The following is an 18,612-nucleotide window of genomic DNA, read 5'->3' as shown; positions in this document are numbered from 1 at the left end:
GGTTCGGCGGTGTCGGCCGGGGTTTGCCGCGGCCTCCGTCCGGTGAATGCATAAGCGCACCGAGTGACGCGATGTCACCTTGAGGCGGGGAGGCATTCGCCATGGCGTGGCTGCTGGTGGTCGTCGCCGGACTGTTGGAGACCGGTTTCGCGGTCTGCCTGAAGCTGTCGCACGGGTTCACCCGGCTGTGGCCGACGATCGCCTTCGCCGCCTTCGCGCTCGGCAGCTTCGGGCTCCTGACGATGGCCCTGAAGAAGCTGGACGTGGGTCCGGCGTACGCGGTGTGGACGGGCATCGGGGCGGCGGGCACGGCCGTCTACGGCATGGTCTTCCTCGGCGACCTCGTCTCCACCCTCAAGATCGTCTCGATTTCGCTGGTCATCCTCGGCGTCATCGGCCTCCAGCTGTCCGGATCGGCTCACTGAGCAGCCGCAGCAGCCCGAGCAGTTCCCCGAGCCCGCTCTCCCGCGCGGGCGCCACCACGTACGACAGGGCGAGGCGCACGGCGAGCTCGCACCGGTGTGCGGCGTCCGGCGCGGCGAGCAGCTCGGCGGCCCGGTCGCGCACCGCGCCGGCCAGCTCCCCCGGACCGGGCGCGGGCACGCCGGGCCGCGCCCCGCGGCCGGGCGGGGCCGGGAGGTTGCCGTCCCAGTGCCCGGTCAGCAGGGCGCGTACGAGGGGCCGGGCCGCGGCGGCTCGGACGGTCCACTCGGCGAGGGAGGCGAGGCGGTCGCCGGTGCCGGCGGCCGGGGCGCGCAGGACCCGGTCGACGCCGTCGAGGTACCAGTCGGCCTCGCGGCGTACGAGGGCGCGGCCGAGGCCCGCCTTGCCCCCGAACTCGTTGTAGAGGGTCTGCCGCGACACCCCCGCGGCGGCCGCCACGTCGACCATCCGCACGGAGGGCCAGGGGCGCCCCGAGAGCGCCGCTCCCGCCGCCTCCAGCAAGGACTCCCGGGCTGCCGGCATCTGTGCCCCTCCCCGCTCGACTCACCGCCAGAGTTGACGGGCCGACAGATCCTGTCAAGGGCGCCCCGGGGCCCGCACCGCGGACACCCCTCGCCGGTCCCCGGCCGTCCCGATAAAGTGCCGGACATGCCCTCTTATGACGATGACCTGCGCCTCGCCCTCGAACTCGCCGACGCCGCGGACGCGGTGACCATGCAGCGGTTCCGCGCCCTCGACCTGCAGGTCGAGACGAAGCCGGACATGACGCCGGTGAGCGAGGCGGACCGGGCGGCGGAGGAGGCGGTCCGGGCGGGCATCGAGGCCGCGCGGCCCGAGGACGCGATCCTGGGCGAGGAGTACGGGCTGAAGGGCAGCGGCCCGCGCCGGTGGGTGGTCGACCCGATCGACGGGACGAAGAACTACGTGCGCGGGGTCCCGGTGTGGGCGACCCTCGTCTCACTGATGGAGGAGGGCGCCGACGGCGGGTTCCGCCCCGTGGTCGGCGTGGTCTCGGCGCCCGCCCTGGGCCGGCGCTGGTGGGCGGCCGAGGGTTCGGGGGCGTACGCCGGCGGGGCGCTGGGCGGCGAGCCGCAGCGGATCGGGGTCTCGCGGGTGGGCGCCCTGCGGGACGCGTCGTTCGCGTACTCCTCGCTGGGCGGCTGGGAGGAGCAGGGCCGGCTGGAGGGGTTCCTGGAGCTGACCCGGAAGTGCTGGCGCACCCGCGGGTACGGCGACTTCTGGCCGTACATGATGGTCGCGGAGGGGTCGCTGGACCTGTGCGCGGAGCCGGAGCTCAACCTGTGGGACATGGCGGCGATCGCGGCCGTGGTGCAGGAGGCGGGCGGCCGGTTCACCAGCCTGGACGGGGTGGACGGCGTACACGGCGGCAACGCGGCGGCGTCGAACGGGCTGCTGCACGAGGAGATGCTCGGGCATCTGCGCCCCCGCGCCTGACGGCGCACGCGGGCAGCACCCGGAGAACCGGGTGCACGCCCTCTTGTTGGCCCCCTGCACGCGTGGGAATCTGAAACTCCTCCCCTTGTGCGCTTGTGAATGCCTTCTCGAAGTGCAGGCGGAGGACTTCATCCAGGAGGTGGCCCTCTTCATGCTCGTCCGTGACGCCATGAGCACCGTGATCCTCACCCTCGGCCCCGCCCACACCCTGCGGCAGGCGGCCTGCCTGATGTCCGGCCGCCGGGTCGGCGCGGCCGTCGTCCTCGACCCCGAGCACAGCGGCATCGGCATCCTGACCGAACGGGACGTCCTCAACTCCATAGGCGCGGGGCACGACCCCGACCGGGAGTCGGTGGGTGCGCACACCACGAACAACGTCGTGTTCTGCACCCCCCGCGCGACCCTCGTGGAAGCCGCCGAGGCGATGGCCAACGGCGGCTTCCGGCACCTGATCGTGCTGGAGGACGGCGGCCCGGTGGGCATCGTGTCCGTCCGCGACATCGTCCGCTGCTGGGTGCCGGCGCAGCGCGGCGCCGCCGTGCCGGCTTAGCGGCCCAGGGACCCGGCGCGGGAGCGACAGAACGACAGAACGGCAGAACGGCAGAACGGCGACGGGCCGGCGAGCCCCCGAGGGGGCTGCCGGCCCGTCGCGCGCCACGGCAGCGGCAGGTCAGCCGCGCAGGGCCTGGACCGCGGCGTCCAGCCGCTTGCCGAAGTCGCCGTCCGCCTGGCGGAAGTTGCCGATCGCCCGCTCGACGATGTCGTCGCGGGAGACCTTGGCGATGAAGCCGGCGAGGTTCTCCACGAGGCGGCCCTTCTCGTCCTCGGACATGAGGCGGTAGAGGGCGCCGGCCTGGACGAAGTCGTTGTCCTCGGCGTGCACCGGGGCGGCGTGGTTGCCGGTGGCGCCGGCGACCGGGACCGGCTGCCACAGCGGGCGGTCGATCTGGTGCGGGCCGCCGAAGCTGTTCGGCTCGTAGTTCTTCGCACCGCCGTGGCGGCCGTCGTAGAGGAGGCCGTCGCGGGAGTTGGTGCGGGCCGCGGTCGCGTGCGGGCGGTTCACCGGCAGGTGGTCGGCGTTGATGCCGACGCGGTAGCGGTGGGCGTCGCCGTAGGCGAAGAGGCGGCCCTGGAGCATCTTGTCGGGAGACGGGCCGATGCCGGGCACGAAGTGGGCCGGGGAGAAGATCGCCTGCTCGACCTCGGCGAAGATGTTCTCCGGGTTGCGGTTGAGCTCCAGCTTGCCGATCTCGATCGGCGGATAGTCCTCGTGCGGCCACACCTTGGTGAGGTCGAACGGGTTGAAGCGGTACGCCGCCGCGTCGGCCGCGGGCATGATCTGCACCTGCACGGTCCAGCTCGGGAAGTCGCCCCGCTCGATGGCCTGGCGCAGGTCGCGCTGGTGGCTGTCGGGGTCCTCGCCGGCGAGCTTGTCGGCCTCGGCCTGGGTGAGGTTCCTGATGCCCTGGTCGGTCTTGAAGTGGTACTTGACCCAGAAGACCTCGCCGGCCTCGTTGTTCCACTGGTAGGTGTGCGAGCCGTAGCCGTTCATGTGGCGGTAGGAGGCGGGGATGCCGCGGTCGCCGAACAGCCAGGTGACCTGGTGGGTGGACTCGGGCGACAGGCTCCAGAAGTCCCACACGTTGTCCGCCTCGGTGGAGCCGGTGTACGGGTCGCGCTTCTGGGTGTGGATGAAGTCCGGGAACTTGATGGCGTCCTTGATGAAGAACACCGGGGTGTTGTTGCCGACGAGGTCGTAGTTGCCCTCTTCGGTGTAGAACTTCAGCGCCCAGCCGCGCGGGTCGCGGACGGCGTCGGCGGCGCCGAGGTTGCCGGCGACGGTGGAGAAGCGCAGGAACGTCTCGGTCTGCTTGCCGACCTCGGAGAGGAACTTCGCCCGGGTCCACTGCGTGACGTCGCGGGTGACGGTGAAGGTGCCGTACGCGCCGGCGCCCCGGGCGTGGACGACGCGCTCCGGTATGCGCTCGCGGTTGAAGTGGGCGAGCTTCTCCAGCAGCAGCTGGTCCTGGACCAGGACCGGCCCGCCGAGGCCCGCGGTCTCGCTGTTCTGGTTGTCCGCGACCGGAGCCCCGGCCTCCGTGGTGAGCGGTCCCTGCGTCACGTGCGCCTCCTGCGTCATCGCGCCATGTCCTGTCCCTGGTGCGTTCTTCTTGCACACGATCCTACGATGGACTTTGTCCAAGTCAAGCAAGGATCCAACTCCGCACGGGATCGGGACTTACACCCGGTCCCCTCACTGTTAGGCTGGTGTGCATGAGTGACCTGCTGGAACGACTTCGCGCACGCGGATGGCGCATGACCGCACAGCGGCGCGTGGTGGCGGAGGTGCTCGACGGCGACCACGTGCACCTCACGGCCGACGAGGTGCACGCCCGCGCCGTGGACAAGCTGCCCGAGATCTCCCGCGCGACCGTCTACAACACCCTCGGCGAACTCGTGACCCTCGGCGAGGTCCTGGAGGTGTCCACGGACCGCCGGGCCAAGCGGTACGACCCCAACGCCCACCGGCCCCACCAGCACCTGGTGTGCGCGCAGTGCGGGGCGATCCGGGACGTGCACCCGTCGGGCAACCCGCTGGCCGACCTGCCGGACGCGGAGCGCTTCGGCTTCACGGTCTCGGCGGTCGAGGTGACCTACCGCGGCCTCTGCCCGGACTGCGCGGGCGCGTAGCCGCGCGGTCGCGGCCGCGGCCGCGGCCGCAGGGAGCGAAGAGCGCGAAGGAGGGCCGGGAGGCGGGCAGCCGCTTCCCGGCCCTCCGGCACGTGCGCCCGGGCCGGGCCGTGGCGGCCGGGCCGTGGCGGGCTTGCGAGTGCGACGTATCCGACCGCGGGAACGCCGAAGGCCCGGATCCTGAGGATCCGGGCCTTCGTCTAGTAGCGGGGACAGGATTTGAACCTGCGACCTCTGGGTTATGAGCCCAGCGAGCTACCGAGCTGCTCCACCCCGCGTCGGTAGACCCCACCGTACGTGAGGGGTCCCCGCAGATGCAAATCCATGGGGTACCCGCACCGGGGTACCGCCCGGCGGCCCGCCTGCGGGCGCGCGCGGCGCAGTCAGGCGGACAGCTCCTCGGCCAGCGCGTCGCGCAGCCGGGCGGCCCGCTGCGCGACCTCGGCCGGCCCGAGCTCCATGGCGCGCAGGCACCACTTCTGCCCCTCCGCGAGGTCGCCGTGGCGGGCGGCGAGCAGGGCCAGGCGCAGCGCGGCCCGGCCGTGGCCGGCGACGGCGGCGCGGGTCCACCACAGGGCGGCCTCCGGCTCGTCGCCCTCCCGGGCCAGCAGCAGTCCGAGGTTGAACGCGCCATTGCGGGAGCCGGCCTCCGCCGCCTCCCGGTACCAGCGGGCCGCTACCGCCGTGTCCCCGCGGGCCGCCGCCAGCATGCCGACCCGGACCTGGGCGCGCCGGTGCCCGAGCTCGGCGGCACGCTCGTACCACTCCTCGCTCTCGGTGCGCGCCGCGCCGACCGGCTCCCCCAGGGCCGGCGGCTCCGGCGGCGGGGCCAGCGACTCCAGCAGCGCGGCCAGCCGGAACGCGGCTTCGGCGCTGCCGCCGCCGGCCGCGCACCGCAGGTGCCGTTCGGCCGCGCGCTCCTCGCCGTCGCGGACGAGGGCGATGCCGACCTGGAGCGCGGCGTCGGTGTGGCCGGCGGCGGCGGCCCGCTCGTACCACTTCAGCGCGGTCCGGTCGTCGTCGCGGCCGGCGTGGAGGATCCCCAGGTTGAAGGCGGCGTCCACGCTGCCCGCCTCGGCGGCCTTGGAGAACCATGGCTCGGCCCCCGCGGCGTCGCCGACCTGGAGCAGCATGATCGCGAGCGCGTTGGCCGCCTCGCGGTGGCCCGCGTAGGCGGCTCGGCGGTACCACTGCTCGGCCTGCGCGGTCCGGTCCTGTGCCGCGCACAGCAAAGCAAGGTTGTACGCCCCGTTCTGGTCGCCCGCGTCCATCGCGACGCGGTACCACTTCTCCGCGGTCTCGGTCTCCCCGCGGGCGGCGTGCAGGGCGCCGAGCGCGTTGGCGGCGTTGCCGTCGCCGTCCTGGGCGGCGCGCTTCCACCAGGAGATGGCGCCCTCCTCGTCGCCCGCGTCGCGCAGCAGGAAGCCCAGGGCGCACGCGGCGCGGGCCTCGCCCTGCTTGGCGGAGGTCAGGTACCAGCGCCCGGCCTCCTTGAGCTCGCCGCGGGCCTCCAGCAGGGCTCCCAGGTGCAGGGCGGCGCGCCGGTGGCCGCGGGCGGCGGCCTGCCGGTACCACTGCTCGGCTTCGGCGGGGTCGCCCTTGCGCAGGTGGCGGGCCAGGCGGTAGGCGGCCTCGCGGTGGCCCTGCTCGGCGGCCTGCCGAAGCCAGCGCTCGACGCCCTTGTCGCCGCGGTGCTCCAGGAGCTCGGCGAGGCCGTACGCCCCGAGGGCGTGGCCGGATTCCGCCGCCTGCCGGAGCCAGTACTCGGCGGCGGGCTCGTCGCCGCGCTCGCGGAAGTGGCGGCCCAGGGCGTGCGCGGCGGGGGCGGAGCCGGCGACGGCGGCGACGCGCCACCAGCCGGCGGCCTCCTCGGGGTAGCCGCGCTGGAGCAGCAGGACACCCAGGTTGTTGGCGGCGGCGCGGTCCCCCTCCGCCGTCGCGCCGCGCAGGTACGGCTCGGCCCCGTCCAGGTCGCCGCGGCGCAGCAGCAGGGCTCCGAGCACGCTCATCGCTCCGGGGTCGCCGCGGTCGGCCGCCACGCGGTGGCGCGCCTCCAGTTCGGCGTCGCTCGCCCCGTCGGCCTCGGCGAAGACTTCCTCCGCGAAGCCCGCATCGGTCGGGGCGGTCTGAGCGTTAACGGCCCGAGCCTCCTCTTTGACTGCTGCACCCGATCCGGTTTCGGCCGACCTCACAAACCGCCCTGTCTCCAGCAGAGTTGACCTGTCCCCCATATATCCCATCGTCGCATCACCTGCTACCCGCGTACACCTGGTATGTCGCAGCCTGTGAGGTCACTACAGCGTTTTGTCGACATGCCCACAGAGAGACAAGTCAAACACGCTCCCACGTCAACTCACCCGTCTCAGCTACCTCATGCCCCCGCGACTGCATTCCGGACATGACGAAGGCCCGGATCCCATGGGATCCGGGCCTTCGTTTTCAGTAGCGGGGACAGGATTTGAACCTGCGACCTCTGGGTTATGAGCCCAGCGAGCTACCGAGCTGCTCCACCCCGCGTCGGTGACACCACAGTATCACGACACGGGGTCGAGCCATTACCGCGTTCAGCCGGCCGGCTTGGGGGCCTCCGTCTTCGCCTCCGCGTCGATCGCCCGCTTCAGCGCCGCCTGCAGGTCGGCCTGGGCCTTGCCGTAGGCCGCCCAGTCGCCGGCCTTCATCGCCTTGTCCGCCTCCTCGATCGCCTTCTGGGCGTCGGCGAGGGCGGCCTTGACCGTCGGGTCCTGGGGGGCGGGAGGCTGCTGCGCCGTCCCGTCGCCCGGCTGGTCCGGCGGCACCGGCGTCGTCGGCGCCTCCGCCCCGAAGACCACGTTCAGGGCCTTGTCCAGGGTGTCCTCGAAGGCCGTCTGCGTGCCGTACGTCACCAGCACCTTGCGCAGCAGCGGGTACTTCAGTCCGGAGCTGCGCACGTACACGGGCTCCACGTACAGCATCTTGCCCTCGATCGGGACGGCGAGGAGGTTGCCGTACTCCACCTCGGAGTCGCCGCCGCGCAGCAGCCGGATCGACTCGGCGATCTTCGGCTCCGACTGGAACTTGCTCTGCACCTGCTTCGGGCCGTCGACCGGCTTGCTCGTCGGCATCTTCAGGATGCGGATCTTGCCGTAGTCCTTGGAGCCCGGGTCGGCGTTGACCGACATGAAGGCGCTCAGGTTGTCCCGCTCGTTCGGCGTGAAGGTCGTCGTGAGCGAGAAGACCTGGTCCTTCTCCGCCTGGCCCGGCGTCTTCATCGACAGGTAGTACGGCGGGACCGCCGTGCCGGCCTTGGTGGTCGGGTCGTCCGGGACGGCCCAGGCCTCGCTGCCGCTGAGGAAGGTCTGCGGGTCGGTGACGTGGTAGCGGGTGAGCAGCTCGCGCTGCACCTTGAACAGGTCCTGCGGGTAGCGCAGGTGGTCCATGAGCGGCTTGGAGATCTCGGACTTCGCCTTGACCGTGCCGGGGAAGGCCTTCATCCAGGTCTTCAGGACCGGGTCCTGGGTGTCCCACTGGTAGAGGCTGACGGTGCCGTCGTAGGCGTCGACCGTGGCCTTGACCGAGTTGCGGATGTAGTTGACCTGGTTCTCCTGCGCCACCACCGCGCGCTGGCTGTTGGTCAGCGAGTCCGCGGTGCTCTGGCCCAGCGTGGTGCGCGAGGCGTACGGGTAGCCGTTCGTCGTCGTGTACGCGTCGACGATCCACTTGATCCGGCCGTCGATCACCGCCGGGTAGGGGGCGCCGTCGATCGTCAGCCACGGGGCGACGGCCTCGACCCGCTCCTTCGGGGTGCGGTTGTACAGGATCCGCGACCCGTCCCCGATGGCTCCGGAGTACAGGATCTGCGGCTCGCTGAAGGCGAGGGCGTACGCGGCGCGGTTGACCGGGTTGTCGAGGTTGACGCCCGACTTGCCCTCGTAGCTCGTCTCCTTCTCGCCCTTGTCGTCCGAGTAGTCGAGCTCCTTCTGCGGCCCGCCGACGATCGAGTACTGCGTTGTCCGCTCGCCGTAGTAGATCCGCTGCTCGAAGTCCGTGCCGAACTGGCCGCGGGAGGGCAGGTCGGACTGGGTGAAGTCCGGGGCGCCCTGGTCGCCGACGGTGGTTCCCTTGGCCGCGACCACGCCGTACCCGTGCGTGTACTTGAAGTGGTCGTTGATCCAGTTGTTCTTCGGGATGCCGCCGATGTTCAGCTCGCGCAGGCCGATGACCGTGTCCTGGCCGTTGTAGCGGTCGACGGCCAGCGTCGACGGGAAGGCGTAGTAGCCCTTGACCTGCTGGAGCTGCTGGAAGGCCGGGGAGACGATGTTCGGGTCGAGCAGGCGGATGCTCGCCGTGGTGGCGGCCTCCTGGCGCAGCTTCGCCTTGTCCTCCGCCTTCTCGGAGTCCGGGTAGTCCCTGACGTCGGACTTGTCGATGTTGTAGGCGTCCCGCGTGGCCTTGATGTTCTTCTCGACGTACGGGGACTCCTTCGCCTGCTCGTTGGGCTGGACCTGGAACTTCTGCACGATGGCCGGGTACAGCCCGCCGATCAGGATCGCGGAGAGCACCATCAGGCCGAAGCCGATCACGGGCAGCTGCCAGGTGCGGCGCCACAGCGTCGCGAAGAACAGCACCGCGCAGATCGCGGCGATCGCGACGAGGATCGTCTTCGCCGGGAGGTAGGCGTTGGCGTCGACGTAGCGCAGGCCGGTCCAGTTGTCCGCGGCCTTGAAGTCACTGGACTTCACGGCCAGGCCGTACCGGTCGAGCCAGTACGCGACCGCCTTCAGCGTGACGAAGAGGCCCAGCAGCACCGACAGGTGGCCCGTCGCCGCGGCCGTGGCGCGGGCGCCGGGGCTGGTCACGCGGAGGCCGCCGTACAGGTAGTGCACGACGACGGCGGCGATCACCGAGAGCACGGCCGCCGCGAAGCCGAAGCCGAGGAGGAAGCGGTACCAGGGCAGGTCGAAGGTGTAGAAGGAGACGTCCAGCCCGAACTGGGGGTCCTTCTTGCCGAAGGGCACCCCGTTCACGTACATCAGCCAAGTCTTCCACTGGCCCGCCGCGGACGCGCCGGCGATCATGCCGACGAGCGCGGAGATCCCCAGGAGCAGCCACTTCTTGTACGGCGCGACGCTCATCCGGTAGCGGTCGAGGCTCTGCTGCTCCATCGACATCGCGCTCAGCGGCGGGCGCAGCCGGTGGGCCAGCCAGATGTTGAAGCCGACCGCCCCTGCCATCAGCAGGCCGAAGACCGCGAACAGGCCGATCCTGGTCCACAGGGTGGTGGTGAACACGCTGGAGTACTTCACGGAGCGGAACCAGAGCCAGTCCGTCCAGAAGCCCGCGAACATGATGAACGCCATGCCGAGGACGGCCAGCACGCCCAAGGTCATCAGAAGAGTGCGGGCACGCCGGGACGGGCGGCCGACTCTCATCCGTGGCCCCGAAGGGCCTGAGCCGCGGTCCGGCATCTGGAAAGCCAAGGTGGGCACCTCGAAAGCTGAGTCTTGTTACTGGACGTTTCTTTACCTGGGCCCTTGATGGTAAAGCCCACTCCTGCAACTTACTGAGGCTTCCGTCAGTTCCCGGTATGCGCCGGAAAGGAGGCAGGATGTTGTCCATGTCCAACGTTTCCCCCTCCCCCGGCACGCCGATGGCGGCCAGCCCGCTCACCCGCGCCTGCCTCGAGATCGACGAGTACGCGGCCGGACTGGGCTGGGACCAGCCCGCCCGGCTGTTCGCCCTGGTCGACACCGACCGGCTGCGCCGGCAGGAGCCGCGCCTCGCCCACCAGCTCGGTGTCGACGCCGGCGACACCGGCCGGACCTCGCTGACCCCCGTCGAGCAGGACGAGCTGCCCGCCGGGACGCCCCTGGACAAGTTCCTGGGCACGATCGCCTGGCCCGACGCGGTCGTCGGCTGCGCCCTGACCGTGGAGCGGCTGATGCTGCCCCCGTCCGCGGAGGCCTCCGTACCGCAGGGCCTGAGCGACAAGCAGCTCGCGAAGTGGGTCGCCGCGCACCCGGAGCGGCAGGAGGTGCGCCTGACCGTGGCGGTGCTGCGCGACGGCTCGCGCGAGTCGGCGGTCCGGCTGCGCGAGAAGGACTCCTCGACCGAGGTGCTCACGGGCGCGAGCCTGGTGCCGGGACTGGCGGAAGCGCTCGCCGCGACGTTCTCCTAGGCTGCCCTTCCCGGATCCGCCTCGGGGGCGCCGGTCAGGATTCGCCGCACCGCGGCACGCCGGCCGTGTCCCCCTTGGCGATCTTCTCCAGGGACTGCACGGCGTCGCCGATGGTGGAGACCTTGACGAGGGTCAGGCCGTCGGGGATGTTGCTCGCCGCGGAGGCGCAGTTCTCCGCGGGGGTCAGGAAGTAGCGCGCGCCTGCCTTGCGGGCGCCGATCGTCTTCATCTGGATGCCGCCGATGGGCCCGACCTTGCCGGCGTCGTCGATGGTGCCGGTGCCCGCGACGAACCGGCCGCCGGTGAGGTCGCCGGGCGTGAGCTTGTCGACGATGCCGAGGGCGAACATGAGGCCCGCGCTCGGGCCGCCGACGTCGGCGAGCTTGATGTCGATCGGGAACGGGAAGGTGTGCGCGGTGCCGGCCCTGATGCCGACGATGGCGTGCCCGTCGCCCTCGGCCTTCGCCGTCGTGATCCCGACCTTGCTGGTCGCGGGCGCACGGCCCGCCTTGCGGGCCTCCTCGGCCTCGGCGGCGGGCACGACCGCGAACTCGACGGGTTCGCCGGCCTTGTGCCGGGTGACGAGCTTGGCGACGTCCCCGGGGGCGGTGACGGGGGTTCCGTCGACCGTCTTGACCTCGTCCCCGGCGTGCAGCCGGCCCTCGGAGGGGCTTCCCTTGACGACGGAGGAGACCACGACGCGGGTCGGGACGGAGATGCCGAGCTGCTTCAGCGCGGCGACCTTCGCGCTCTCCTGCGACTGGCTGAACTCCTCGGCGTTCTCCTGGGTGGACTGCTCCTCGGTCTTCCCGTTCGGGTAGAGGTTCTCGTGGGGTACGACGATGTTGTCGCCGGAGAGCCAGCCGTGGACCGCTTCGATCAGGTTCATGTCGTAGTCCGCGCCGGTGACCCGGACGGTCGTCATGTTGAGGTGGCCCGTCGTCGGGTACGTCGTGCGGTCGCCGATGCTGATGACGGGCGCGCCGCGCGATTCGCCGAGCGTGTTCACGGTCGGACCGGGGCTCATCTCCGAGTACGGCACCTTGATGAACACCCCTGCGCAGAGCAGCGCGAACAGCATGAGGGTGGCGGCGAGCATCGTCGCTGTGCGGCGTGGCATGGAATCGACAGTACGGGACGGTCCTGTGCGGCGGCCGCCCGGGCCGTTCGCCCCGGTCGGTGGGCACGGGGGGCTGCGGGCGGTGCCGGCGGGGCCTCAGGCGGAGTCGGTCGCGGAGTGCGCCGCCGCCCCGGCCCGGACGCCGTCGGGCCGGTCCATCGCCTCGCGGAAGCGGGCGTAGCCGGCGAGTTCGGATATGTCGCCTTGGGTGCGGTCGCGGGCCGCCCAGCTGCCCCATATCGCCGCGCCGATCGCGGCGAACAGCGGAATCAGCAACCACGCCAGTGACGCCATGGACGAGCCTCCCTGCCCCTGGGAATGTGCGTGTCGTTGGTGGCTTCAACGCTCCTGCCCAAGGGGGGGTTACGCAAATCGAGGGCGTGTTGCGCGGCCGAACGGGTGGGACAGTACCGCCCTGTCCGGCGGGCGCCGCGGGCGGGGTCCCGCCGGCGGCGCGGGGCGGGTCAGCAGGCGCCGACCCACTCCTCCGTGCCGTCGGAGAAGCGCTGGTGCTTCCAGATCGGCACCTCGTGCTTGAGGTCGTCGATCAGCATCCGGCAGGCCTCGAAGGCCTCGCCGCGGTGCGGGCACGACACGGCGACGACGACCGCGAGGTCGCCGACGGACAGGTCGCCGACGCGGTGGACGGCCGCCAGCGCGCGCACCGGGTACTTGGCGGCGACGCGCTCGGCGATGCGGCGCATCTCCGCCTCGGCCGAGGGGTGGCAGGAGTAGCCGAGGGACTCGACGTCCGCACCCCCGTCGTGGTTGCGCACCGTGCCGGCGAAGAGGGTCGTGCCGCCCGTCTCGTCGTCGCCGACGGCCCGGAAGACCTCGTCGACGGAGAGGGGGGTGTCGCGGATCGCGAGCAGCCGGATCGGGTCCTGGGCGGCCTGCTCGCCGGGGTGGTCGAAGTGCGGTGCCATGGGGCCATCGTGCACCACCGCTCCCACCGCGCGGTATAGCCGTTTCGACCGGCTGTGCGGACCCGGCGTATGGAGCCTCCTACAGGGCCGGCCGCGGCCGGCCCGCGGGGGCGGGCCGGGCGGGGCGCGGCAGGACGTCCCTCAGATCCCGCGGCGGCGGCGCGCCCGGCGGACGACCGCGGCCGCGCCGAGCAGGGCGACCGTCGCGCCCGCGGCGCCCGCGGCGGTGGCGTCCTTGCGGCCGAGCCGCCGGCCCGCGACCGTGTGCCGGCCCGCGACCTCCTGGAGCAGCTCGGCCAGCACCTCCTCGTTGGTCCAGCGCGGCCGCCAGCCGGCGGCGTGCAGCCGGCTGACGCTGACCACCCAGGGGTGCATGGTGTACGCGAGGTCGCCGGCCGGGGACGGCGTCAGGCCGATCCGGTGCAGCCGGGCCGCCGCGCCGAGCGCCACCGCCGAGGGCAGCTCCATGCGGCGGATGCCGCTCAGCTCCTCGACCTCCTCCTGCTCCAGCCAGCCCTCGCAGCCGACGGCGAGCTCGCCCTCGACCTTCTCCAGCGCCGCGTACTCCAGGGCGCTGACGAGGTCCTCGACGTGGCAGAACTGCCAGGTCGGGCGGGATCCGGCCACGACGAGCAGGCGCGGGGACTCGAAGTAGCGGGTCAGGGCGGTGTCGGTGCCGCCGACGAGGACGGCCGGGCGGACGACGGTCACGTTGAGGCCCGGGTGGGCGCGCGGCGCGCGGCGGCCCAGCCGCTCGATCTCCAGCAGGTCGCCGACGCCGGTGGCCTCGGCGGTCGCCCGCAGCTCGGAGTCCTCCGAGAGGGGGAGGTCGTTGTCGGGCAGCGCCCCGTAGACCATGGCGGAGGTGCAGAGCACGACCCGGTGGACGCCGGCCGCGGCGGCCGCGGTCAGGACGGTCTGGGTCCCCCGGACGTTGTACGCGGTACGGGCCGCGGGGTCCGTCTCGAGGTCGAGGTCGAGGGCGAGGTGGACGACGACGTCGCTGCCGCGGAGCTTCTCGGCGATGGCGGGGTCGCGGACGTCCAGGACGTGCCACTGGGCGGCGGCGCAGTCGCCGCGCCGCTCGTCGATGGCCACGACCTGCTTGACCTCGTCGGAGGCGGCGAGGCGGCCGACCAGGGCCGCACCGACACCGGAGGCGGCGCCGGTCACGGCGATCACCGGGCTGTTCCGGCGGGGGCCCGCGTGGTTTCGCGGCTGGCGAACGCCGGGGGCGCTGTCACCGTGCTCGGGGCGGTTCTCGGCGTCGTCGGGCTCGTGAACCTGCGGATCTGGGGAACTCACCAGGCGTCTCCAGCGGTTGTCTTCAGTAGGGACGCGCCCGTGACGCGTACCCACCAGGTGATGTCCATCCTGCCGCAGCCCAGGAGTCGGCGGAGCACCGAGCCCGGAACCGGGAGTGGTGTCTACGCTGGTTGGTGTTGTCGGACCACTTGCCCGCCGGCCCCCGCCGGCGGCCCTACGAGCCGAGGAAACCCGTGAGCGACACCCCATTCGGATTCGGCCTTCCGCCGGAGGAGCCGGAGGACGGCGACGAAGGCAAGAAGAAGGGCGGGCAGGGCGGCCCGAATCCGTTCGGGTTCGGCGGTTTCGGCCTGCCCGGCGGTCCCGGCGGCCCGGGCGCCGGGGACAACCCCTTCGCGGCCATGTTCGGTGCGATGAACCCAGCCGACCTCGGCGCGGCCTTCCAGCAGCTGGGCCAGATGCTCAGCTACGAGGGCGGCCCCGTGAACTGGGACATGGCCAAGGACGTCGCCCGCCGGACCGTCGCCCAGGGCACCGCGGACGGGGTGAAGGACACCAGCGTCGGCATCGCGGAGCGCTCCGCGGTGGAGGAGGCCGTGCGTCTCGCCGACCACTGGCTGGACGACGTGACCTCGCTGCCCTCCGGCGCCGCGACGGCCGTGGCGTGGAGCCGGGCCGAGTGGGTCGAGGCGACCCTGCCGGTGTGGAAGGAGCTCGTCGACCCGGTCGCCGAGCGGGTCGGTGCGGCCATGGGCGGCGTGCTGCCGGAGGAGATGCAGGCCATGGCGGGCCCGCTGCTCGGCATGATGCGCTCCATGGGCGGGGCCATGTTCGGGCAGCAGATCGGCCAGGCCGTGGGCGTCCTCGCCGGTGAGGTCGTCGGCTCGACCGACATCGGCCTGCCGCTGGGCCCGGCGGGGAAGGCGGCCCTGCTGCCGCTGAACATCGAGGGCTTCGGCAAGGACCTCGGCGTCCCGTCGGAGGAGGTGCGGCTGTACCTCGCGCTGCGCGAGGCGGCGCACGCCCGGCTCTTCGCGCACGTGCCGTGGCTGCGCTCGCACCTGTTCGGCGCGGTCGAGGGGTACGCCCGCGGGATCAAGGTCGACACCTCCAAGCTGGAGGACGTCGTCGGGCAGATCGACCCGACCAACCCGGAGCAGCTGCAGGAGGCTCTCCAGGGCGGCATGTTCCAGCCCCAGGACACCCCCGAGCAGAAGGCCGCGCTGGCCCGTCTGGAGACGGCGCTCGCGCTGGTGGAGGGCTGGGTGGACGCCGTGGTCCACGCGGCGGCCAAGCCCCGGCTCTCCTCGGCGGACGCCATGCGCGAGACCATGCGCCGCCGCCGCGCCTCGGGCGGCCCCGCGGAGCAGACCTTCGCGACGCTGATCGGGCTGGAGCTGCGGCCGCGGCGGCTGCGGGACGCCTCCCGGCTGTGGGCCTCGCTGACCGACGCCCGCGGCGTCGACGGCCGCGACGGCCTGTGGGAGCACCCGGACATGCTGCCCACGGCCACCGACCTCGACGACCCGGACGGCTTCGTGCACCGCGAGCACCTGGACTTCTCCGAGCTCGACAAGATGCTCGGCGAGGCCGCCGAGCAGCGCGGCCGGGACGGCGAGGGCGGCCGGGGCGGCGAGGGCGGGCAGGGCGGCCCGGGCGGCCGGGACGGCGAGGACGGCGGCAAGGGCGAAGGAGCGAAGTGAGCCTTTACGAGGACGCGGTCCTGACCCTCAAGGGCTACGAGGGCGGCGACGGGGAGCAGCGCGCCCTGCGCGACGTCTACCTGGAGCACCTCGCGGCGCACCCGGACGGAATGTACAAGCCGTGCCAGGCGGGGCACGTCACCGGCAGCGCGCTGGTGGTCGACCCGTCGCGCGGCCGGGTGCTGCTGACCCTGCACCGCAAGCTCGGCATGTGGCTGCAGATGGGCGGCCACTGCGAGCCGGGCGACGCGACGCTGGAGGCGGCCGCGCTGCGCGAGGCCGTCGAGGAGTCCGGCATCGGCTCCGGCCTGGCGCTGCTGCCGGGCGGGCCGGTGCGGCTCGACCGGCACCCCATCCCGGCGCCCTGCAACTGGCACCTGGACGTGCAGTACGCGGCGCTCGCGCCCGACGGCGTCGAGGCGGAGATCAGCGACGAGTCGCTCGACCTGCGCTGGTTCCCGTACGCGCAGGTGGGCGCTGTGGCCGACGCGTCGGTCGTGCGGCTGGTGGAGGCGACGCTGGCGCGGCTCTGACCGGCCGGATGTGAACGGAGGCGAGGGGCGGCCCGCGGAGTGCGGGCCGCCCCTCGTGCCGTACGGCGGGGCCGCGGTGCGGCCGGAGCGGTGCGGCCGGGAGCGGTCAGTTCCAGGCGTTGTTCTGGTTCTGGCCGCGCGCCCCCTGCTGGCCCATGCCGAACTGGGCGGCGGCGCCCTGTCCGAGCTGGGCGTTCTGCGGGGGCAGCACCTCGCTGGGCTGCACCAGGGCGAAGCCGGTGCCGAGGAAGCTGAGCTCCCAGCCCTCCCCGGTGTTGCCACGGCGGCGCCACACCCCGCTGGAGTGGGTCTGGGCCTGCATCTGCACGCGCAGCGAGGTGGACCAGGCGACGACGGCGTCGGCGTCGGCGTTGACGTACTTGTCGGGCGTGACCTGGAGCATCAGCGGCTGCCCGGAGGTCATCAGGGCGACCTTGCCGCGGCCCGAGATGTTCAGCTGGTACTTGCCGGAGCCGGAGATGCCGTACTGGCTGTCCACCGCGATGACCTCGGTGTGCAGGGCGGAGTCCAGGGCGAGGACGTAGCTGCTGTCGACGGTGAGGCCCTCGTGGTCGACGTCGACGACGTGGACGTACTGGGCCAGGTTCGCGAGGTAGACGGTGCCCTGGCCGGAGCAGCGCATCAGGTCGAGGCCCTCGCCGGTGTTGCGGCGGGCGTTGCGCTGGTTGCCGCTCTGGTACTCGCCGTCGAAGTCGATCAGGCCCTGGTAGGCGACCATGGCGCCCTTGCGGGCCAGGACGTCGTCGGTGCCGGTCAGGGAGACCCGCAGCAGCTGCGGGTTCTGGACGGCGTAGCGGTCCTGGGACTGCTGCTCGGCGTGTGCGAAAAGTGAGCTCTGCATGGTGGTGTCCGCTCCCCCTCAGCCCCGGGTCCGGAGCCGGTCGGTGCTGTCCTCGCTGGGCTGTACGACGACGATGCCCTGGCCGGAGAAGGCCATCTGGTAGGCCTCCCCGCTGCCCCGGCCGATCATCGACGAGGCCTTGAAGCTGCGCTTGCCCTTCACCTTGAGGTTCGGGGACCAGGCGACGAGCGCGTCCGGGTCGACGTACGTCTCGTCCTCGCCGCGGCCGCAGTCGACGACGATCGGGGTGCCGCGGGAGGTGATCGCGACCCAGCCGGTCCCGGCGACCTGCACGTTGAACAGGCCCTGGCCGGCGAACTTGGCCATGCCCTTGACGCGCTCGACGCCCCACTGGAGGTGGGCGTCGAAGGCGAGGAGGTTGGTGCCGTTGACCGAGAGGGCGTCGTTGTCGAGGTTGACGACGACGACGTCCGCGCCGTAGTCGGCGAGGTAGAGCAGGCCGTCGCCGCTGCACTTCATCACGGGCGCGCCCTCGCCGGTCAGCCACTGCGAGGCCATCTGGCGCAGGGCCGGCGGGTTGGGCTCGTACTGGATGAAGCCCTCGTAGGCGACCATCGACCCGGTGCGGGCGAAGAGGTCCTGGCCGGTCTGCATGGCGACCTTGAGCATGGACCGGCCGTGGTTCTCCATGCGGGCCGTGACGGGGGTGGGGGCGTAGCCCGCGAGCTGCTGGTTCATTGCGTTCATGACGGGCTCCCTCAGACCTCGTACGGCTGGACGACGATGAAGTTGCCGGGTGCGCCGCGGAACTGGAGGTTCACGGTCTCCCCGCTGTGTCCGGGGTAGGCGTTGCGCCGCAGTCGGACCTGGCTGGAGACGATCACCTGGGAGGCGGCCGACCAGGCCACGATCGCGTTGCTGTCGGCGAAGGTGGTCGGGGTGACGGGGAGCACGACGGGTGTGCCGTGCGTCTTGACGACCACGGTGCCGGTGCCCTGGAAGAGCATGGTGAAGAGGGCGCCGCCGGGGATTCCGTGGCCCTCGATGCGGCGGACCTCGTGGTGCAGCGACTCGTCGAAGGCGAGGACGTTCTCCGCGGAGACGCAGATGCCGTCGCCCTGGAGCTCGACGGTGTGCAGGTGGGCGCCGTTCTCGGCGAGGAAGACCTGGCCGCGGCCGGTGCAGCGCATCAGCTGCATCTCCTGGCCGGTGGCGTTGCCGACGACGCGGCCGGCGAAGCCGGCGCCCTTGTAGCTGAAGTCGACCTTGCCCTGGTACAGGACCATGCTGCCCTGGCGGGCGAGGACGGGCTGGCCGCCCATGGCGAGGTCGACCCGGACGAGCTGCTGGTTCTGCGCGGTCCAGCGGGCGCCGGTGGGCGCCGTTCTCGGCGAGGAAGACCTGGCCGCGGCCGGTGCAGCGCATCAGCTGCATCTCCTGGCCGGTGGCGTTGCCGACGACGCGGCCGGCGAAGCCGGCGCCCTTGTAGCTGAAGTC

At 72.3% G+C, this 18,612-nt stretch carries 17 protein-coding genes, 2 tRNA genes and 1 pseudogene; 7 read left to right on the top strand and 13 right to left on the bottom strand.

The features are described from left to right. Positions 1-101 precede the first annotated feature (101 nt). Entirely contained in the window at positions 102-425 is a 324-nt protein-coding gene (locus EF903_RS04355) for a multidrug efflux SMR transporter (RefSeq protein ID WP_125541244.1), read from the top strand. Here EF903_RS04355 and EF903_RS04350 read toward each other — a convergent pair. Further along, positions 391-966, bottom strand: a complete 576-nt coding sequence (locus tag EF903_RS04350) for a TetR/AcrR family transcriptional regulator (RefSeq protein ID WP_125541243.1) — start codon at positions 964-966, stop codon at positions 391-393. The genes EF903_RS04355 and EF903_RS04350 overlap by 35 nt on opposite strands. 126 nt (positions 967-1,092) lie before the next feature. Here EF903_RS04350 and hisN point away from each other — a divergent pair, with 126 nt between their 5' ends. Together hisN and EF903_RS04340 are read left to right on the top strand one after the other, a co-directional pair. Then, positions 1,093-1,899, top strand: coding sequence for a histidinol-phosphatase (gene hisN, locus EF903_RS04345; RefSeq protein WP_125541242.1), 807 nt, complete (start codon positions 1,093-1,095; stop codon positions 1,897-1,899). Between the two features lie 151 nt (positions 1,900-2,050). Continuing rightward, entirely contained in the window at positions 2,051-2,449 is a 399-nt protein-coding gene (locus EF903_RS04340) for a cyclic nucleotide-binding/CBS domain-containing protein (RefSeq protein ID WP_125541264.1), read from the top strand. Positions 2,450-2,569: 120 nt separating this feature from the next. Here EF903_RS04340 and EF903_RS04335 read toward each other — a convergent pair whose 3' ends face one another. Continuing rightward, positions 2,570-4,039: a catalase gene (locus EF903_RS04335; RefSeq protein ID WP_125541241.1), complete on the bottom strand. Its 1,470-nt coding sequence runs from the start codon at positions 4,037-4,039 to the stop codon at positions 2,570-2,572. A 134-nt stretch (positions 4,040-4,173) separates the two neighbouring features. Here EF903_RS04335 and EF903_RS04330 point away from each other — a divergent pair, with 134 nt between their 5' ends. Beyond that, positions 4,174-4,590 carry a Fur family transcriptional regulator gene (locus EF903_RS04330; RefSeq protein ID WP_125541240.1) on the top strand — a complete coding sequence of 139 codons (417 nt, stop codon included), beginning with the start codon at positions 4,174-4,176 and terminating at the stop codon, positions 4,588-4,590. Between the two features lie 204 nt (positions 4,591-4,794). Here EF903_RS04330 and EF903_RS04325 read toward each other — a convergent pair. The 4 genes from EF903_RS04325 to EF903_RS04310 all read right to left on the bottom strand — a co-directional run bounded on the left by EF903_RS04325 (position 4,795) and on the right by EF903_RS04310 (position 10,034). After that, positions 4,795-4,868, bottom strand: a tRNA-Met gene (locus EF903_RS04325). A 105-nt stretch (positions 4,869-4,973) separates the two neighbouring features. Then, positions 4,974-6,821: a tetratricopeptide repeat protein gene (locus tag EF903_RS04320; protein ID WP_390335516.1), complete on the bottom strand. Its 1,848-nt coding sequence runs from the start codon at positions 6,819-6,821 to the stop codon at positions 4,974-4,976. A 212-nt stretch (positions 6,822-7,033) separates the two neighbouring features. Then, a tRNA-Met gene (locus EF903_RS04315) sits at positions 7,034-7,107 on the bottom strand. A 47-nt stretch (positions 7,108-7,154) separates the two neighbouring features. Then, positions 7,155-10,034, bottom strand: coding sequence for a UPF0182 family protein (locus tag EF903_RS04310; protein WP_260614796.1), 2,880 nt, complete (start codon positions 10,032-10,034; stop codon positions 7,155-7,157). A gap of 140 nt (positions 10,035-10,174) precedes the next feature. On the opposite strand from EF903_RS04310, the gene EF903_RS04305 reads away from it, so the two are divergent. Beyond that, positions 10,175-10,744 carry a PPA1309 family protein gene (locus EF903_RS04305; RefSeq protein WP_185902513.1) on the top strand — a complete coding sequence of 190 codons (570 nt, stop codon included), beginning with the start codon at positions 10,175-10,177 and terminating at the stop codon, positions 10,742-10,744. A 34-nt stretch (positions 10,745-10,778) separates the two neighbouring features. Here EF903_RS04305 and EF903_RS04300 read toward each other — a convergent pair whose 3' ends face one another. The 4 genes from EF903_RS04300 to EF903_RS04285 all read right to left on the bottom strand — a co-directional run bounded on the left by EF903_RS04300 (position 10,779) and on the right by EF903_RS04285 (position 14,095). Continuing rightward, positions 10,779-11,864, bottom strand: a complete 1,086-nt coding sequence (locus tag EF903_RS04300) for a PDZ domain-containing protein (RefSeq protein WP_125541236.1) — start codon at positions 11,862-11,864, stop codon at positions 10,779-10,781. 96 nt (positions 11,865-11,960) lie between these two features. Further along, on the bottom strand, positions 11,961-12,158 hold the full coding sequence (locus EF903_RS04295) for a hypothetical protein (RefSeq protein WP_125541235.1): 198 nt from the start codon (positions 12,156-12,158) through the stop codon (positions 11,961-11,963). A gap of 170 nt (positions 12,159-12,328) precedes the next feature. Further along, positions 12,329-12,790, bottom strand: coding sequence for a molybdenum cofactor biosynthesis protein MoaE (locus tag EF903_RS04290; protein WP_125541234.1), 462 nt, complete (start codon positions 12,788-12,790; stop codon positions 12,329-12,331). A gap of 141 nt (positions 12,791-12,931) precedes the next feature. Continuing rightward, entirely contained in the window at positions 12,932-14,095 is a 1,164-nt protein-coding gene (locus EF903_RS04285) for an SDR family oxidoreductase (protein WP_125541233.1), read from the bottom strand. Between the two features lie 194 nt (positions 14,096-14,289). Here EF903_RS04285 and EF903_RS04280 point away from each other — a divergent pair, with 194 nt between their 5' ends. Then, complete coding sequence (locus tag EF903_RS04280; protein WP_125541232.1) at positions 14,290-15,759, top strand: zinc-dependent metalloprotease; 1,470 nt, start codon at positions 14,290-14,292, stop codon at positions 15,757-15,759. After that, positions 15,756-16,292, top strand: coding sequence for an NUDIX hydrolase (locus EF903_RS04275; RefSeq protein ID WP_125541231.1), 537 nt, complete (start codon positions 15,756-15,758; stop codon positions 16,290-16,292). Before EF903_RS04280 ends, EF903_RS04275 begins: the two co-directional genes overlap by 4 nt. A 106-nt stretch (positions 16,293-16,398) precedes the next feature. On the opposite strand, the gene EF903_RS04270 is transcribed toward EF903_RS04275, so the two are convergent. The 3 genes and pseudogenes from EF903_RS04270 to EF903_RS04260 form a co-directional block, all read right to left on the bottom strand. Further along, positions 16,399-17,154 (bottom strand): AIM24 family protein, encoded by a 756-nt coding sequence (locus EF903_RS04270; RefSeq protein WP_125541230.1) that lies wholly within the window; start codon positions 17,152-17,154, stop codon positions 16,399-16,401. An 18-nt stretch (positions 17,155-17,172) separates the two neighbouring features. Further along, complete coding sequence (locus EF903_RS04265; RefSeq protein ID WP_125541263.1) at positions 17,173-17,853, bottom strand: AIM24 family protein; 681 nt, start codon at positions 17,851-17,853, stop codon at positions 17,173-17,175. 20 nt (positions 17,854-17,873) lie between these two features. Continuing rightward, positions 17,874-18,503 (bottom strand): annotated as a pseudogene (locus tag EF903_RS04260) (AIM24 family protein); the annotation flags it as partial. Between the last annotated feature and the right edge of the window lie 109 nt (positions 18,504-18,612).

This window comes from Streptomyces sp. WAC05292 (assembly GCF_003949955.1).
Classification (GTDB): domain Bacteria; phylum Actinomycetota; class Actinomycetes; order Streptomycetales; family Streptomycetaceae; genus Streptomyces; species Streptomyces globosus.
This window is presented reverse-complemented; position numbering and strand designations above follow the sequence as displayed.

Coding starts and splice junctions, on each gene's coding strand:
- EF903_RS04320 (WP_390335516.1), bottom strand. CDS start 6,821: ATGGGGGACAGGTCAACTCTGCTGGAGACAGGGCGGTTTGTGAGGTCG.
- EF903_RS04330 (WP_125541240.1), top strand. CDS start 4,174: ATGAGTGACCTGCTGGAACGACTTCGCGCACGCGGATGGCGCATGACC.
- EF903_RS04340 (WP_125541264.1), top strand. CDS start 2,051: ATGCTCGTCCGTGACGCCATGAGCACCGTGATCCTCACCCTCGGCCCC.
- hisN (WP_125541242.1), top strand. CDS start 1,093: ATGCCCTCTTATGACGATGACCTGCGCCTCGCCCTCGAACTCGCCGAC.
- EF903_RS04290 (WP_125541234.1), bottom strand. CDS start 12,790: ATGGCACCGCACTTCGACCACCCCGGCGAGCAGGCCGCCCAGGACCCG.
- EF903_RS04265 (WP_125541263.1), bottom strand. CDS start 17,853: ATGAACCAGCAGCTCGCGGGCTACGCCCCCACCCCCGTCACGGCCCGC.
- EF903_RS04300 (WP_125541236.1), bottom strand. CDS start 11,864: ATGCCACGCCGCACAGCGACGATGCTCGCCGCCACCCTCATGCTGTTC.
- EF903_RS04355 (WP_125541244.1), top strand. CDS start 102: ATGGCGTGGCTGCTGGTGGTCGTCGCCGGACTGTTGGAGACCGGTTTC.
- EF903_RS04310 (WP_260614796.1), bottom strand. CDS start 10,034: ATGCCGGACCGCGGCTCAGGCCCTTCGGGGCCACGGATGAGAGTCGGC.
- EF903_RS04305 (WP_185902513.1), top strand. CDS start 10,175: ATGTTGTCCATGTCCAACGTTTCCCCCTCCCCCGGCACGCCGATGGCG.
- EF903_RS04270 (WP_125541230.1), bottom strand. CDS start 17,154: ATGCAGAGCTCACTTTTCGCACACGCCGAGCAGCAGTCCCAGGACCGC.
- EF903_RS04350 (WP_125541243.1), bottom strand. CDS start 966: ATGCCGGCAGCCCGGGAGTCCTTGCTGGAGGCGGCGGGAGCGGCGCTC.
- EF903_RS04335 (WP_125541241.1), bottom strand. CDS start 4,039: ATGACGCAGGAGGCGCACGTGACGCAGGGACCGCTCACCACGGAGGCC.
- EF903_RS04295 (WP_125541235.1), bottom strand. CDS start 12,158: ATGGCGTCACTGGCGTGGTTGCTGATTCCGCTGTTCGCCGCGATCGGC.